The organism is Rothia sp. HMSC066G07 (genome assembly GCF_001814485.1).
In the GTDB taxonomy this organism is placed as follows: Bacteria; Actinomycetota; Actinomycetes; order Actinomycetales; family Micrococcaceae; genus Rothia.
This window is the reverse complement of the sequence record NZ_KV816927.1, coordinates 67,895-84,032: the sequence shown is the minus strand read 5'-3', so window position 1 is coordinate 84,032 and position 16,138 is coordinate 67,895. Positions and strand designations below refer to the sequence as shown.

Genomic DNA, 16,138 nt, shown 5'->3' with positions numbered 1-16,138 from the left:
GGGTTCTACCGTGTGGTAGAGCCCAGCCCCCTTTGGGTGCCCTTTCCGCGCTGGCTTGCGCGGTGAAGTGGCTGATGATTTTTAGTTGTCGCCGACGCGTGTGTTAGTTGTCGCTGACGCGTGCGGAGGCGAGCTTGACGCGCAGGTCCTGGCGTTCCTGGCGGCGGCGTTCTGCCTTGAGCTTGCGGTATTTGGTGGGCCAGGTGGTCACGAGCAGGAGGGTAATCTGCACTGCCACGAGGACCGCTACGGCGATTGCTGCATCGATCCAGAATTGCGGCGGGTAAAGGCGGATGAGGGAGCTTCGTACGGAGAACTCCCAGTTGCCCTGCGGGAAGAACACCTGGTGGAAGGTGGTGAACAGCCATTCCCAGCCGAAGAAGCCCACAACGCCGAGCACCGCGATGAGTCCCAGGGTAATCCACGCGCCGGTGAAGAGGCTGCGGCGGATGGTTCCGGGGGCGCGCTCACGCAGGGAAATGTTGCTAAAGAGGGTCACCAAGAAGAGCGCGGCAACGGCTACAGTGGCGATGAGCAGTACCCACTTCACGTCGTGCATGTGGTTCACTTCTGCTTCGGTGAAGGCGAGGGTATTATCGGCACCGGTGGTAACGCGGGCGAGGTATTCTCGCGGCGCGAAGTTGTTGATGTAGTCCACGCCGTAGGAGCCCAGGCGCATCCTCTCGACGAGGTAGTAGCCGTAGCTGTCTTCGGGGAATCCGGGGCGGTGATATTCGAGCCAGAGGAAGGGCGCGGAAGCTACAGTGCGGATCGCGATCATGAGTACGGTCAGCGGTACGGTGAGCGCGATGAGGGTTGCACGGAGCTTGAGGAAACGCGGGGTGTCTTCCACAGCGTCTTCGCGTGCCGCGGCGCGTTCTGCGGCCTCGGGTGAGGCTGCCAGGGAGGACAGGGGCGCGTTGGGGTCTGCGACCGCTTGGGTGTGGCCGGTGCGGGTGGTTTCGGTGCGGTACTTGCGTCCGGCGGTGGAGGCGCTTGCCGCCTCCGCTGTGGCGACGGTTTCTGCTTCAGCGGCTTTTTCGGCTTCTGCTGCTGCTGCTTCTGCTTCTGCTGCCCTCTGCATGGTTTCGCGGTTGAGGTCGCTGAGGGTCGGGTTTTTGGGGGTGCTTTGCGAGTCGCGAACGAGGGGCACGAAGCCGGTGGAGACGTTGGTGCGGGTGCGCACGCGGGTGCCGACGCCCTGTTCACGGAGTTTGCTGCGTGCGGGTACGACGGGTACGGAGCCGGTAGGCAGGTCGGGTTCTTCGGCGACGGTGGGTACGTCTGCTGCGATGCGCCCGAAGGCGCCGGTGTGCGGTGCCGGTTCGCTGGTTTTAGTTTCGGTGCGTCGGGCGTGGAGTAGTTCTTCGGCACTGGTGCGGCGGATGGCCGGGCGCAGTGCGCCCCACATTCCTCGGTGTGTTTCTTGGGTCATGGATCTCGCGTTCTTTTCGAGTGATCGGTGTTTGAGTGAGTTGCGGGTGTCTGTACTATCTGCCAGTTTCTCATACGCAAAGAACCTTCCGCATGAATTCGCGGAAGGTTCTTTGCATTCGGGTGTTTAATTCTTAGTTTTGAATTCTAGAATTCGGGAATTCTAGGATTCGGTGGTGTCCTGAACGGGTACCTTGTAGACCACTCGCCAACCCTGGGGTGCCGTCAGCCGTGCAGCGTGATGGTCGCAGAGGTCATAGGCGTGGGGTTCGCGGAACTCAGAGAGTGCATCGATAAGTGCCGTGGAGTCTGCGTAGGAGTACTGGAGAGTAACAGTCGCCTCTCGCTGGCAGGTCTGGCGGGAGCACAGTCGTGCGGTCTGCATGTGGGTGGTACCTTCCTGGCTTAGTTCGCCTGCTTACGCAGTCGGCGGCGTTCACGTTCTGACAGCCCGCCCCAGATTCCGAAGCGCTCGTCATTGTCCATTGCATATTGTAGACATTCTTCGCGCACGGGGCATACACCGCATACCCTTTTGGCGTCTCGGGTGGAGCCGCCCTTCTCGGGGAAGAAGGCCTCGGGGTCGGTTTGGGCGCAAAGCGCTTCAGCTTGCCAGGCGAGTTCTCCGTCTTCGCCTTCGGTTCCGTAGAGTCCTGCCGCGGCGGTCCATACGTCGGTGCAGGCAGGCATGTTTCGTTCTGCTTCTGTGAGAAAGGCGTCGGCGGCTTTTTCGAGGGGCTGAGTGGGATTCATGCTACGGCGCTGAGCGCCTGATGCGCGCGCGGCCGCGACAGAGCGGTCGGATGCAATGTAGGAGCCCATGGGTTTTCCTTCCGTATTCTCATTGTGAACTTAATGAGTCTGCGGATCCGTCGTGGACGGAATCTTCGTGTGTATGGTGTGGCATGGTTTGCTCTGGCCTCTACGGTCCCTTCCAGAGCAAACACGCTTATATATCTATTAGACGTGCGACACGCCGTTTCGTCAAACTAGACTTAATCAATGTTTAGATGTATGTGTTACAGGCGTCATATTTAATGTGAATTTGACCTTTATATATTTTTCACCCCTTCACTTGCCCCTGGTCACATCTTGAGCCAGCCTCAAATTTCCCCTTTCAGGACCACTTGCCGCCGAATGCAAATTCCGCATCTTGACCGCAAATATAAGGGAAGTCGGCGGTGCAACCCCCTGCAGGAATCTCCCAAACCCCACTCCCAGAAATTTTCAGGAAATTCGAAAAGAAAAGTTTATCTTTTTGACATCCATGTTCTGCATATTTTTCCAGGCTTATTGCGAAACATTTATATTCCCAATTTATCTGCATGCCCTATTTCAAAATAGGACCTTAGTTAGTGCAAAGGTTTTTCATCATTAGGTTTTTTCAAGCACCATCAGAAGTTTTTACTTTACTTCTGTACTTTTCTAGCCCGGCAATCGGCCCTCCCCTCCTCTCCGCTCCCGGAATTGTCCCTGCGCCTCCGCTCCTTCTGAACCGTGAGGTAGAGTGAAACCCATGGTTACTCTCTCCCCCACCGGCGCGTCCGCGCCCACGACTCTGAACCGTTTCTTCGAGAAACTCAGCACTCAACAAACTCCCGCCCTCATCTGGTATTCGGCGGCAGGCGAGCGTATTGAGCTCTCCGGCAGGGTCCTCATGAACTGGGTAGACAAGAGCGCAAACCTGTTGGTTGAAGAATGCGAACTGGCGCCCGATGAAGGTTTTGATCTGCAGGCTCCCCTGCACTGGCGCACTATTGTTCTGGGTCTGGCGGCTCTGCGCGTGGGCGCGATCCTCGATCAGGACGAGCCGCTGGTTGCCGTGGTCTGCACCGAGCAGGAGGCGGGCTACACGAATGACCCCGCGTACCTTCTGGCGGTTGACCGTGCGCCGCTGGCTCTTTCCTACACCGGCGATCTGCAGGCACTGGCTCCGCACGCCGAGGAGGTACTCGATTACTGCGCTCTGGTGCGCAGCTTTGGCGACCAGTACTCGGGTCTACTTCCCGATGATTCGGCAGAAATTATTGAGGGTTTCAGCTATGCGGAAGCCTACGAGCAGGTTCTTGCGCAGGCACAGACCTATCGCACGGCGGGGTACACGCTACCTTCGGGGCAGCGGGCGCTCGCACTGGAGTTGAGCCCCGACTACGGTTTTGATGCTTCGGAGGCGACCCTGAGCGCTCTGCTGGAGGTCCTAGCTATTTTGGCTTCGGGGCATGCGGTGTTTGTGGCTGACCCGAGCGTCAACTGGCAGGATGGACAGCTGGCCTCTCTGATGGTTGCTGAGCGTGCGGTGGAGATTCCCCGCGCATAATGCGCCTTCCCCTGTTGCCCGAAAAATCGCGCGGAAGGCTAACGACCGCGCAGGGTACCAGCAGACACAGCACCAACAAGCACATAGGGGTTTAAATGATTCATCCCCCGATACCGTTCGTATCGGGGGATGAATCGTTATATCACGTTCTAACTATGCTGCTTCTACAATCCGAGGAGCTTAGGAGTTCTGCGAGCCGGGCTTCGACTGCGCCTCGGATGCAGCCGCCTCAGAGCGTGCCTTCTGCTTGGTGGTTTCTTCGCCGTCGAGAATGGCGGCGGCCTCATCAAACATGCGGCCGAGCTCTTCGTGGTCGGTGCCTTCGCCCTTTTCAACCTGCTTGCGGTGCGATCCGTACACCCAGAAGCGGTAGAGGAAGTAGCGAAGAATGGTGCCCAGAATGGTACCGATAATCGTACCGGAGATGAAGGACGCCTCGGGGGTACGCAGGTTCAGCACGTAGGTACTGAATGCCACACAGCCGGCTTCGACGAGAATACCGAGCAGGTTCACCAGACCGAACTCGATAGCTTCGCGCTTCCAGTTTTCGGAGCGGGAGTCGCGGAAGGTCCACAGGCGGTTCATGAGCCAGGAGAAGATGGTTGCGACAACACTCGCTACAACCTTCGCCTTGGTGTGGGACTCCGACATGATGGTCATCATCAGCACCCACACCGTCACAGAGTTGACGATGAAGGCGGCGCCGCCCACGGTACCGAATTTGAGAACCTCAATACCGTAGCTGTCCCAGAGGGATTTCAGGCGTTCGGTAATGGTCGGTTTCGTCTGTGCGCTCATGCGGGGCCTATCTAGCGGGGTTTTATCGGAGAAAAAGGTGCCGATGCTGCGACGGTGAGCGTTGGTTACGTTGTCACTGCGTGGCGCTTCGGTCTCTTTTACAAGCTCTTATATGTTAGTACAGTCCCGGTACGTTGTTTGTCCCTTTGGGAGTTTTTCCATAGACCTCTCAGCTACCGGGTGACTCTTTTCATCATGCGCTGATAGTTTCGTCTCTGCCTGACCGCGCAGAAGGCAGGTTTTTACGATTTCTTCCGGTATTCACGCCCAAATATTGGGCTCTGAAGCCCAGTTGAACCCATTCTGCGACCTTCATGTGGTCTTGCTCCCATAAGCACTCCGAACCCGGTACACTTAGGTGATGTGACTTACCCTGTGACTGGACCCGTAATTGGTGTCATCGGCGGCGGCCAGCTGGCCCGCATGATGGCTCCCGCAGCAACTAACCTTGGCCTGAACCTGCAGATTCTCGCGGAGGCGCCCACCGTTGGCGCCGTGGCAGCGGTACGTACCGCTCCCGTCGGGGACTACAAAGATCTGGACACCCTCCGCGAATTTGCTCGCGGCAAGGATGTCATCACTTTCGATCATGAGCACGTGCCCACTGAATTTCTGCGCACCCTCATGGCAGAGGGCGTAAATGTGCAACCCCGCCCGGAGGCTCTGCAGTACGCTCAGGACAAGCTCCTGATGCGCGCCGCTATTGAGCGTCTGGGCCTGCCGAACCCCCGCTGGGCTAAGGTTTCTACCCTGGACGAGCTGCTCGCCTTCGGCGATGAAATCGGCTGGCCCGTAGTGCTGAAAACCCCGCGCGGCGGTTACGACGGCAAGGGCGTACTCGTTCTGGATTCCCCCGAGGAGGCTCGCGAGCGCAGTACTGCGTGGTTCGAGCAGTTGCCTTCCCGCGCTGATTTCTCCGCCCTGCTTGCCGAGGAGAAAGTGCCCTTCACCCGTGAGCTGTCCGCGCTGGTTGCTCGCCGTGAAAGCGGCGAGGTGCGCCCCTGGCCGGTCGTTGAGACCATCCAGGTGAACTCTATCTGCGACGAGGTTATTGCCCCCGCGCAGAACCTGGACCCCGAGATCGCTGAGGCTGCCGCAGCCGCTGCTGTGACCATTGCCTCCGAGCTGGGGGTCACCGGTGTCATGGCTGCTGAGCTTTTCGAGGTGCCCGGCTCCCCCGCCGGCTTCTACATCAACGAGCTGGCGATGCGCCCGCACAATACCGGCCACTGGACTCAGGACGGCTCGGTGACCAGCCAGTTTGAGCAGCATCTGCGTGCGGTACTTGACCTGCCGCTGGGTGATACCTCCGTGCTGGAGGGTGTTGCCGTGATGAAGAACTACCTGGGCGGCGAGAACGAAGACATTTTCGGCGTCTACCCGCTGGCGCTTTCAGCTGAACCGCGCGCGAAGATTCACTTCTACGGCAAGGAAACCCGCCCGGGCCGCAAGATTGGTCACGTGAACATTACCGGCACGGTGGCTGAGCTTGAGGCGTTGCGCCATAGCGCCGCGAATGCCGCCTCCATTTTGCGTGACGGCCGCCCCCTGTAGCCCTATTTTTAGCCGGTGCGTGGGGTGGGCACATCCTGCGTATCCGGATCCCCCTAATGATGGTGGTTCGCCACCGCATCCTGAAAGGATATGAGGATTATGTCTCAGTCTCCCTATGATTCTTCCCAGCCTATTGTTGGCATTGTGATGGGTTCGGATTCGGATTGGTCGGTCATGGAGGCCGCAGCCGAGGTTCTGGACGAGTTCGGCATCCCTTACGAGGCTGATGTTGTTTCTGCACACCGCATGCCCGAGGACATGATTGAGTACGGCAAGAAGGCTCACAGCCGCGGTATCCGCGTGATTATTGCCGGTGCTGGCGGTGCTGCTCACCTGCCCGGTATGCTCGCTTCCGTGACCGCTCTGCCTGTGATTGGTGTTCCGGTGCGTCTGAAGAACCTCGAGGGCATGGACTCGCTGCTGTCGATTGTTCAGATGCCCGCCGGTGTTCCGGTAGCTACCGTCTCCATTAACGGTGCTCGCAATGCGGGTCTGCTGGCTCTGCGTATTCTGGGTTCGGGTACCGATGCGTTTGCTCAGCAGGTTCACGCTGATTTGCGTCAGTTCTCTCAGGATCTGCGCCAGACCGCGATGGACAAGGGAGCCGCTCTGCGCACCCGAGTTGCCGAGGCGAAGGCTAAGGCAGCGGCCGAGCGCGAGGCGGAGGAGAGCTCCTCCGCCCCCCGCCCCGCTTCTGCTCCCGAGGCCTCGTCGGAGCCCCAGGCTTACGTTCCCTAAGCTCGGATACACTAGAAGTATGAGCAATATTCTTCAGTCCGATATTTGGGCACGTTTTCAGGAATCTAATGGTCACACCGTAATCCGTAAGAGCGGTAACGGCTGGTCGTACCTTGCAACCGTTGAGGGCGGCGCTACCGGCCGCTACCTGTACAGCCCGTACGGACCGGTTGCTTCGAGCGCTGTGGCCTTCGACGAGGCTCTCGCGTCGTTGAAGGAAGAGGCCGCGAAGCACCGTTGTCTGTTCGTGCGTATCGAGCCTACAGAATCGGCAATCTGGGGTGACCAGGATGTCGCTACATTCCTGGCTCGTCGCGGCGCGGTTCTGGCTCCTCGCCAGGTGCAGCCTTCGCACACTCAGATTATTGATCTTTCGGGCTCTGAGGACGAAATCCTCAAGGGAATGATCCCCAGTTACCGTAATCGTCATCGTAATCTCCACAAAAAGGGCGTGACCGTTGAGGTTTCGACCAATCCCTCGGATATGACGATTCTCTTCGGCTTCCTCGAGGAAACCGCGGACCGTAACGGTTTTAACCGTCAGCAGGATGAGTACCTGATGCAGGTTGCTCGCGTGCTGATGCCCGCCGGTGCGGCGTCCCTGTACATTGCGAAGCTGACCGATGAGAACGGTGAGAGCACCCCGATCGCGGCGGCGTTTGTGTACGATTCGGATGACACCCGCACCTACGCGCACGCTGCGGCTTCTTTTGAGCACCGCAACCTTAGTGCAGGTGTTGTGGTGGTGACGAACTTTATCCTGGACGCTAAGCGTAAGGGTCTGAAGTACGTTGACCTCTTCGGTATTGCGCCGGAGGATCAGCCGGATCACGAGTGGGCTGGTTTCACGAAGTTCAAGAAGTCCTTCGGCGGCGAGTCGGTGGAGTACCCGGGTACCTGGGATGTTCCGGTAACCTCGTTGGGTTACCGCGCCTACACGCTGGCGTACAAGGCTCGTCCGGCAGTTCGTGATGCTGTGTCGAAGGCGAAGGCGAAGGTTCAGTCTTTCCGCTCTCGCTAACGGGTTCAGGCTCGTCCTTACTGGGGCGTATCCTGAGAACTAAAAGCTAAATACATGAGGGAGCCGCCCTCACCGAGTTCTTCGGTGGGGGCGGCTCCCTGTGTATGTATGTGCAATGTTTGAGGAGTCTTAGCGCGGCTCCTCAGCCCTTGCGGGGGCGAAGATTACTGCCCTTCGAGGATTACTGCGCTTCGAGGATTACTGCGCTTCGAAGATTACTGCTCTTCGGGGCTCTTGGTGTGCGAGAGAATCTCGCGCAGGCGGGAGAGGCGGTGCTCTGCCTCGACGGTACGCACGGTACCCGAGGAGGAACGCATAACCAGCGACTGGGTGGTCACAACGTTCTTGCTGTAGCGCACGCCGCGCAGCAGCTTGCCGTCGGTGATACCGGTTGCGGCGAAGAAGCAGTTGTCGCTGGTGACCAGGTCGTTGGTGGTCAGCACACGGTCGAGGTCGTGGCCGGCTTCCAGTGCCTTTTCACGTTCTGCCTCGTCGGTCGGTGCCAGGCGGCCCTGGATGACGCCACCGGTTGCCTTGATAGCGCATGCTGCGACAACACCTTCGGGGGTGCCGCCGGTGCCGAGCATGAGGTCCACGCCGGTGTTTTCGCGGCAGGCTGCGATAGCGCCGGCGACGTCACCGTCGAGGATGATGCGGGTACGGGCGCCGGCCTCGCGAATCTCCTGGATCAGCTTGGCGTGGCGGGGGCGGTCCAGCACGCATACGGTCAGCTCGCTGACCTTCTTGCCCTTAGCCTTAGCGACCAGGTGCAGGTTCTGCTTGACGGGCAGGCGCAGGTCGACGAACTCTGCGGCTTCGGGGCCGGTGACCAGCTTCTCCATGTAGAACACTGCGGAGGGGTCGAACATGGTGCCGCCGTCTGCCACAGCAATCACGGAGAGGGCATTGTCCATGCCGAGTGCGGTCAAGCGGGTACCGTCGATGGGGTCAACCGCCACGTCGAGGGAGGGACCGGAGCCGTCGCCGACGTTCTCGCCGTTGTACAGCATGGGAGCCTTGTCCTTCTCGCCTTCACCGATGACAACGGTGCCGTTGAAGTTGACGGTGGAGAGGCGGTAGCGCATTGCGTCTACGGCTGCACCATCTGCGAGATTCTTTTCGCCTGCGCCGACCCAGGGGCCTGCAGCAATTGCTGCTGCCTCAGTCGCGCGGACCAGTTCCATTGCGAGGTTGCGATCGCCGTGGTTGTTGTTCGTAGTCATAGACTCACCTTCGAGATTTCTGAATACACCGTCGGCTGGCTGGTTCTTTCCAGCACGAAGTCGCCGACGCAGTAGTGCTCCTTTCAGGATAGCGCGCGGGCGCTTCGTTTTTCTTGTTCTGAACGAGTTTGCGTGCGTGTTGACTTTAAGGTGAGCAGATGCGGCAAATTGGTGAGGGCTGCGTCTCTCTTCGGCGCTTCATACGCTCTGAGGCACTGATTTTGGGTGTTGTGAAGGCGTGCCAAACTAGCTATTTTTCGCATATTTAAGGCATATTTGAGGTAGGTTCTTTCTCCGGGAGGCTCCCGGCGAGAAACTCAGCTTCAGCGCGAGCGCCTGAAGCCCCACATACCCGTTCGCAGATTCGCTGCCTCCGACGGCATGCGTTATCTGTACTTGTCCGCTAAGGAGCATCACATGGCTGGCATCCAACCGACTCCCGCAGAAGCATGGAAGCGTCTGAAGGACGGTAACCGCCGTTTTGTTGAGGGCAGCAACGAGCACCCCAACCAGGACACGATTCGCCGTACCGACCTGGCATCGGGTCAGTTCCCGTTCGCCTCGATTTTCGGTTGCGGTGACTCTCGCCTCGCGGCAGAGATTATTTTTGATCTGGGCCTGGGCGACGCGTTCGTGGTGCGTACCGCCGGCCACGTCCTGGAGAATGCCGCGCTCGGTTCGTTGGAGTACGCGGTTGATGAGTTTGAGACCCCCATTGTGATGGTTCTCGGTCACGACTCCTGCGGTGCTGTGACTGCGGCCAGCAAGTCCTTGGAGTCCGGTGAGATGCCGCACGGCTTCATCCGTAACCTGGTGCAGCACATCCTGCCTTCGGTGATGTCCCCGAAGCTGCCGGAGAACCCGGTCGTTAACGACATGGTGCGTGAGCACACCCGCCAGACCGCCATCCGCATTATTGAGCAGTCCCACATCATTTCGGATGCGGTGGTTGAGGGTAAGGTCGCCGTGATTGGTGTCTTCTACCATCTGAAGGAGGGTAAGGCGGAGCTGGTGTTCAGTTCGCAGGATCTGACCCTGCCGGAGGAGAAGAACGACGCGCAGAACCCGCCGACTCAGACGCTTCCGGTGGTCGTGAAGACTCCCCCGCGCGTTGTGGTTGCCGAGAACCTGGACTAGGTTTCCTCTTCTCCGCTCATTACGAGCCTTAGCGCGAGAACCCACATGCTCGCACTTAACAACAGATTTTTCTATGGGATACCCCCGCCACGGTAGCGTGTTCGCACATCTACCGGGGCGGGGTTTTTACGTGCCTTCTCACGCCTCAAAATTTATGAGCGTTTTTCCTCTTTTGACACCTTTTCGAGGCGACGTAAGCCACTTTGAACGCCTATGCTAGAGGTATGGCTGAAAACATTGAATACCGCATTGAACATGACACCATGGGCGAAGTTCGCGTTCCGGCTGATGCACTTTACCGTGCACAGACCCAGCGCGCAGTCGAGAACTTCCCGATTTCGGGTCAGACCCTCGAATCCGCCCATATTCGTGCGCTTGCCCTCGTGAAGAAGGCAGCCGCGACCGCCAATGAGGAACTCAAGGTGCTCGACGCTGAGCGCGCCCAGGCTATCCGCGACGCAGCGGATCTGGTGGCAACCGGTAAGTACGACGCCCACTTCCCCATTGACGTCTTCCAGACCGGTTCCGGTACCTCCTCGAACATGAACGCGAACGAGGTTCTGGCAACCCTGGCAACCCGTTCCCTGGAGTCCAAGGGCATTGAGGTTCACCCCAATGACCACGTGAACGCTTCCCAGTCCTCCAACGACGTCTTCCCCACCTCCGTGCACGTTGCTGTGACCGAGGCTCTGGTGAAGGACCTGATTCCCGCTCTCGAGGTGCTCGCTGAGTCCCTGGAGCGCAAGTCTGCTGAGTTCAAGGACGTTGTGAAGTCCGGTCGTACCCACCTGATGGATGCAACCCCCATCACCCTGGGCCAGGAGTTCTCCGGCTACGCCGCAACTGTGCGTTACGGTATTGAGCGTGTGAACGCTTCCCTGCCTCGCGTGGCTGAGGTTCCCCTGGGCGGTACCGCTGTGGGTACCGGCATCAACACCCCCGACGGCTTCTCCGCTCGCGTGATTGAGCTGCTTGCTGAGGAGACCGGCCTGCCCCTGACCGAGGCTCGTAACCACTTCGAGGCTCAGGCTAACCGTGACGGCCTGATTGAGGTTTCCGGTCAGCTGCGCACCCTGGCGTACGGCCTGATGAAGATCAGCAACGACATCCGCTGGATGGGTTCGGGCCCGAACACCGGTCTGGGCGAGCTGCACATCCCCGATCTGCAGCCCGGCTCCTCGATTATGCCCGGTAAGGTCAACCCCGTGATTTGTGAGGCTACCATCATGGTTGCCGCTCAGGTCATCGGTAACGACGCAACCATTGCTCTGTCTTCCACTAACGGCGCGTTTGAGCTGAACGTGGGTATCCCGGTGATGGCTGCTAACCTGCTGCAGTCGATCCGCCTGCTCGCTAATGTTTCTCGCGTTTCGGCTGAGAAGATGATTGACGGTCTGACCGCTAACGTTGACCGTTGCCGCTTCCTGGCTGAGGCTTCGCCGTCGACCGTGACCCCGCTGAACAAGCTGATTGGTTACGAAGCTGCTGCGAAGATCGCTAAGTACTCGGTGGCTCACAAGGTGACTGTCCGTGAGGCAGTTGTGGCTCTGGGTTATGTGGAGCGCGGCGAAGTGACTGAGGAGCAGCTGGATGCGGCTCTGGACGTCACCAAGATGCTGGGCAACTTCTAATCCAAATCGTCTGATCACACCGCATACAGAATCGGGTGTGGCGCTACTGTTCCTACGGTATCGTCACACCCGATTTCTTATGTTCGTCTTGCCTCCCACGTGCGCAAAAGTAGTAGATACGACGGAGGGGCCCGCCTTTCGACGGGCCCCTCCGGTAGCGTTAAGCATCCCTTACGGACTAGCTGAACTGCCTCCACGCGGACATGTTACGCAGGTTCGAGCGAGCCATTGCCACGGCCTCCGCTGCGCCGCGGTTCAGCGCAATCTTGGAGAGCGAGGTGGCGAAGCCAACGATCTGCTTGGCCTCGACCTCGGGCGGCATCGACAGAGCGTTGGGGTCGGTAATGATCTCGACCAGGGAGGGGCCGCGGTGAGCCAGGGCGTTGCGCAGCGCACCTTCCAGGTCTTCAGCCTTCTCAACACGCTGAGCTTGGAAACCAGCGGCGGTTGCGATGTCGGCGTAGTTGACGAGCGGCACATCCACGCCGAAGTCCTCGAAGCCCTGAACCAGCTGCTCAAGCTTCACCATGCCCAGGGTGGAGTTGTTGAACACCACGATGGTCAGCGGCAGATCGTACATGACCGCTGTCAGAATATCACCCAGCATCATGGACAGGCCACCGTCACCCGAGACCGAGATGACCTGGCGGTTAGGCTCGGCAATCTGGGCGCCCAGGGCCATAGGCATGGCGTTCGCCATGGAGCCGTGGAGGAAGGAACCCAGCAGACGGCGCTTGCCGTTGGGGGTGATGTAGCGGGCGGTCCACACGTTGCACATGCCGGTGTCCGCGGTGAAGATGGCGTCATCGGAGGCCAGCTCATCCAGCACGGATGCGGCGTACTCGGGGTGAATCTTGCCCTTGGTGGGGTTGTGGGTGTAGGCGCCGACGACCTTGGTCATGATCTTCTCGTTCTTCTTCAGGAGCTTCTCCAGGAACGAGCGGTCGCTCTTGCGCTGCACGAGGGGCAGAACGGCCTTCAGGGTTGCGGCAACGTCAGCCTCAATCAGCAGGTCGACGTTGGTACGGCGGCCCAACACCTCGCCGGCACGGTCAATCTGAACGGTCTGCACGTTGGGCAGGAACTGGTCGTAGGGGAAGTCGGTACCCAGCAGGAGCATCAGGTCGGAGTCCTTCATACCCTCTGCGGCCTCACCGTAGCCCAGAAGACCGGTCATTCCCACATCGAAGGGGTTGTCGTACTGGATGTACTCCTTACCGCGCATCGTGTGGCCCACGGGAGCCGCGACACGGTCGGCCAGCTGAACGACTTCATCATGTGCACCGGCCACACCGGCACCAGCGAAAATCGAAATCTTCTTGGCCGCGTTGATGCGATCGGCCAGGTCGCGCACGGTGGTCTCATCGGGAACGATAGTGCCGGGGCGGTAGTCGCCCCATGCGGGCACGTGGTCAACGGCATCCTGGATGGCAATATCGCCGGGAATCGATACGACGGCCACACCGCGGCGGGCGATAGCGTGACGCATACCGGAGTTGATGATGCGCAGGGTCTGGTGGCCAGAGACTGCCATCTCGTTGTAGACCGAGCAATCCTCGAAGATGCGCTCGGGGTGGGTTTCCTGGAAGTATCCGCTACCAATCTGGCCGGAGGGGATGTGGGAAGCAATCGCCAGCACCGGAGCGTGGGAGCGGTTGGCATCGTAGAGACCGTTGATGAGGTGGGTGTTGCCCGGACCGCACGAGCCGGCGCACACGGCCAGCTTACCGGTCACCTGGGCCTCGGCGCTTGCGGCAAAGGCCGCGGCTTCCTCGTGGCGCACGTGAATCCAGTCGATACCGCCGTTCTTCGAGCCGCCGGAGGCGCGCACTGCGTCCACGATGGGGTTCAGGGAGTCGCCCACCACGCCGTAGATACGCGTGACACCGGCCTCGACGAGCTGTGCGACAATCTGTTCTGCCAAGTTCATAATTACCCTCTTTCGTTGGCGTTCCACGGGGTGCAACGGCCCGATGGGGGAACGCTGTGTATCCCCTCAGAATAGCACTCTTTCCTCGTCAAAGAAGGTCTTGTTTTTATAACACTTAGGGTGTATCAACTTGGCATAAAGTCGGGTCTCGTTCGCGCAGGGCGGAGGGCAACCCTCGCTTGGCTAGTCCTCTTCCGGCGGCACCGATTCCAACCCAAAACGGCAGTGACCGTCATAGTTCAGCGCCGCATCAATACGGTCCAGCATCCGCTCCGAAAGCAACGCACGCTCCGCCGGGTCAGACACATCCACCCAACGCACCTGCGAAGACTCCTCATCGTTCACCTTCGCCTCACCAGAAACCCAGCGGCACAAGAACGTATGATCCAAGAACTGGCAGCGGTCACCATTACCGAACTGCATCGGCGGGTCAGCCTTCACCTGCGCCAGCTCCAGCACCTCAATTGCCTGCACCTCGCTGAGGTTCGCGGCTTAACCATAGAGGGAGGGGCGACTCGCCATGACGGCGGGTCGCCCCTCCCTCTGTATGTGTTCTCTGCTCCGTCAATGAGTTGGTAGCGGGTTCTCGCTATTGTTCAACGATATTAAACACTTTGAACTGTTTATAGTGGACCAGCGTGTAGATGAGGCAGAGTACAGCCGGGATACTGACGACAAGCGCAGCGTTGAAGGAGCCGAGATGGTCAAGCATCAGTGCTACCGCGCCCATGGAGTACAGCGTTCCTAGCCCAAACACGGCACCGTCAAGGGAGCTGGCACGCCCCAGTAGCTCATTCGGTGTAATGCAGTCACGCAGATTGTCGGAGAAGATGAAAGCTGATGCCCATCCTACGTCCAGGATGAAGAGCAGGGCGCCGAGCACTACGGGGTTATTGCTGACGGTGACGAGCGGTATTCCGAGCAGGGATACGACGTTGGCGACCAGTAGCATTCCTTGCGTGTTCTCAAAAGAGAGGAAACGATCGATGATGAGTGCCGCAACGATACCGCCGATACCGCTGCAGGCCATAATCATGCCTACCACTGAGGCTTCAAAAGTGAGCTCCTCATACAGGCGGTAAATAATGATGAGTGAATACGATGCCGTAGCTGCCGCCAAGAAGAACGTGTAGACAAGGATAAGTCTCTGCGGGGCACCGGAGAACATGTATTGGATACCGTCAAACATGCGGTGAATAAACCCATGTTGCGCGGTTTCGCGTTGCTCAGTTTTAGTTTCCATCTCTACGGATGGCAACGTTGCGTATGAAATAGTTGCCGCCCCGAAAAGGAGCACCGGGACGATAAGACCGACCGTTGCACCCGCGACAAGAACAATAAATCCTGCTGTAGGGGGCGCAATGATTGCGGATATTCCCTCGCAAATTTCACGACGTGCATTGTACGAAAGAAGGTTTTCTCGTCCGAGAAGCTGCGGAATATATCCTGCTTCTGAGGCAGCAGCCAGCTCAGAGAAGACACCACTCACAAATCCTAGTGCGGCGATGGCGAACCATGACAGCATATGCTGCTCAATCATCAACGCCAAGGTAAGGATGCTGAGGATGTTTACTGCCCCGGCAATCACAATCATAGGTTTTCGAGGCAGACTATCCGATAGGGTTGCTAGTGGATATGCCAAGGCGATATTGGGGATTTGCATGGCTACCGCCATTACGCCAGCCAGCCCAATTTCGCCTGTACTAGCGAGAATCGCAATGGGTAGGGCGAAGGAATATATTCCTGTACCCGCCAGAGAGCCAATAAGGGCTACGTAGATTCTCCAGGGTATTTTATGTGTTGTCATGCTTTGCTCCTTCCAGGACGCATCAAAATAGCGACCAAGAATTGCGATGAACACAATGAGCCTAGTTCACAGAAAAATGGCATGCCTTAAAGATTTATAGGCAGAGTAAAAGGAAAGCGACTACGCTCACCAGAACATCACGTGAACGAATCTTTCTCGGGTTACTGACTAATACGGGGCCGTCACTCCCAATGTAACCCGTGTCATATATAAAGCATCTCATGCAAACCACTCATAACTCGATACACAGACGCAACTTAAGGTAAAGAAGACAAAAACAAAATAAAACCACGGCAACCTTTAGGCTTCCAGTCCCCCACTCCCACAGAAAAACAGGAAGAACCACCCAATAACATGTAACAAACTGTCATAAAAAATGCTGGGAGGGGCGACTTGCCATGACGGCGGGTCGCCCCTCCTTCTGTATGTACAGGTTTAGTTCGGCAGCTTTTACTCAGTCCCAGTAACCGGTCTAGAGCTCTTCCGGCGGCACCGACTCCAAATCAAAACGGCAGTGGCCGTCATAGTTCAGCGCCGCATCAATACGG

14 protein-coding genes are annotated in these 16,138 nt (G+C 58.4%); 6 read left to right on the top strand and 8 right to left on the bottom strand.

What is annotated here, in order from left to right; genetic code table 11:
* Positions 1-103 precede the first annotated feature (103 nt).
* The 3 genes from HMPREF2971_RS06115 to HMPREF2971_RS09470 all read right to left on the bottom strand — a co-directional run bounded on the left by HMPREF2971_RS06115 (position 104) and on the right by HMPREF2971_RS09470 (position 2,256).
* Entirely contained in the window at positions 104-1,435 is a 1,332-nt protein-coding gene (locus HMPREF2971_RS06115) for a TIGR01906 family membrane protein (protein WP_070691910.1), read from the bottom strand.
* A gap of 162 nt (positions 1,436-1,597) precedes the next feature.
* Complete coding sequence (locus HMPREF2971_RS06110; RefSeq protein ID WP_070691908.1) at positions 1,598-1,819, bottom strand: DUF3499 family protein; 222 nt, start codon at positions 1,817-1,819, stop codon at positions 1,598-1,600.
* Between the two features lie 20 nt (positions 1,820-1,839).
* The gene (locus HMPREF2971_RS09470; RefSeq protein ID WP_049346778.1) at positions 1,840-2,256 is read right to left on the bottom strand and encodes a WhiB family transcriptional regulator; all 417 of its coding nucleotides are present in this window, start codon (positions 2,254-2,256) and stop codon (positions 1,840-1,842) included.
* Between the two features lie 694 nt (positions 2,257-2,950).
* On the opposite strand from HMPREF2971_RS09470, the gene HMPREF2971_RS06100 reads away from it, so the two are divergent.
* Positions 2,951-3,751 (top strand): TIGR03089 family protein, encoded by an 801-nt coding sequence (locus tag HMPREF2971_RS06100; protein WP_044150721.1) that lies wholly within the window; start codon positions 2,951-2,953, stop codon positions 3,749-3,751.
* A 180-nt stretch (positions 3,752-3,931) separates the two neighbouring features.
* Here the strand turns inward: HMPREF2971_RS06100 and HMPREF2971_RS06095 are convergent, their stop codons facing one another.
* Positions 3,932-4,549 carry a GtrA family protein gene (locus HMPREF2971_RS06095; RefSeq protein ID WP_012904046.1) on the bottom strand — a complete coding sequence of 206 codons (618 nt, stop codon included), beginning with the start codon at positions 4,547-4,549 and terminating at the stop codon, positions 3,932-3,934.
* Positions 4,550-4,912: 363 nt separating this feature from the next.
* Between HMPREF2971_RS06095 and HMPREF2971_RS06090 the strand changes: the two genes are divergently transcribed.
* The 3 genes from HMPREF2971_RS06090 (at position 4,913) to HMPREF2971_RS06080 (ending at position 7,862) form a co-directional block, all read left to right on the top strand.
* Positions 4,913-6,103: a 5-(carboxyamino)imidazole ribonucleotide synthase gene (locus tag HMPREF2971_RS06090; RefSeq protein ID WP_070635024.1), complete on the top strand. Its 1,191-nt coding sequence runs from the start codon at positions 4,913-4,915 to the stop codon at positions 6,101-6,103.
* Between the two features lie 99 nt (positions 6,104-6,202).
* Positions 6,203-6,841, top strand: coding sequence for a 5-(carboxyamino)imidazole ribonucleotide mutase (gene purE / locus HMPREF2971_RS06085; protein ID WP_049350050.1), 639 nt, complete (start codon positions 6,203-6,205; stop codon positions 6,839-6,841).
* 19 nt (positions 6,842-6,860) lie between these two features.
* Positions 6,861-7,862, top strand: a complete 1,002-nt coding sequence (locus HMPREF2971_RS06080) for a lipid II:glycine glycyltransferase FemX (protein WP_070691906.1) — start codon at positions 6,861-6,863, stop codon at positions 7,860-7,862.
* Between the two features lie 215 nt (positions 7,863-8,077).
* Here the strand turns inward: HMPREF2971_RS06080 and glpX are convergent, their stop codons facing one another.
* Entirely contained in the window at positions 8,078-9,085 is a 1,008-nt protein-coding gene (glpX, locus tag HMPREF2971_RS06075) for a class II fructose-bisphosphatase (RefSeq protein ID WP_049327916.1), read from the bottom strand.
* A gap of 417 nt (positions 9,086-9,502) precedes the next feature.
* Here glpX and HMPREF2971_RS06070 point away from each other — a divergent pair, with 417 nt between their 5' ends.
* Entirely contained in the window at positions 9,503-10,222 is a 720-nt protein-coding gene (locus tag HMPREF2971_RS06070; protein WP_005508935.1) for a carbonic anhydrase, read from the top strand.
* Between the two features lie 224 nt (positions 10,223-10,446).
* A complete protein-coding gene (locus tag HMPREF2971_RS06065) occupies positions 10,447-11,853 on the top strand; it encodes a class II fumarate hydratase (RefSeq protein WP_049338717.1) in 1,407 nt (468 codons plus the stop codon).
* Positions 11,854-12,031: 178 nt separating this feature from the next.
* Here the strand turns inward: HMPREF2971_RS06065 and HMPREF2971_RS06060 are convergent, their stop codons facing one another.
* The 3 genes from HMPREF2971_RS06060 to HMPREF2971_RS06050 all read right to left on the bottom strand — a co-directional run bounded on the left by HMPREF2971_RS06060 (position 12,032) and on the right by HMPREF2971_RS06050 (position 15,644).
* Positions 12,032-13,783: a pyruvate dehydrogenase gene (locus HMPREF2971_RS06060; RefSeq protein WP_049350049.1), complete on the bottom strand. Its 1,752-nt coding sequence runs from the start codon at positions 13,781-13,783 to the stop codon at positions 12,032-12,034.
* A gap of 183 nt (positions 13,784-13,966) precedes the next feature.
* Positions 13,967-14,257, bottom strand: coding sequence for an NUDIX hydrolase (locus HMPREF2971_RS06055; RefSeq protein WP_246822917.1), 291 nt, complete (start codon positions 14,255-14,257; stop codon positions 13,967-13,969).
* 115 nt (positions 14,258-14,372) lie between these two features.
* The gene (locus HMPREF2971_RS06050) at positions 14,373-15,644 is read right to left on the bottom strand and encodes an MFS transporter (RefSeq protein ID WP_246825058.1); all 1,272 of its coding nucleotides are present in this window, start codon (positions 15,642-15,644) and stop codon (positions 14,373-14,375) included.
* Between the last annotated feature and the right edge of the window lie 494 nt (positions 15,645-16,138).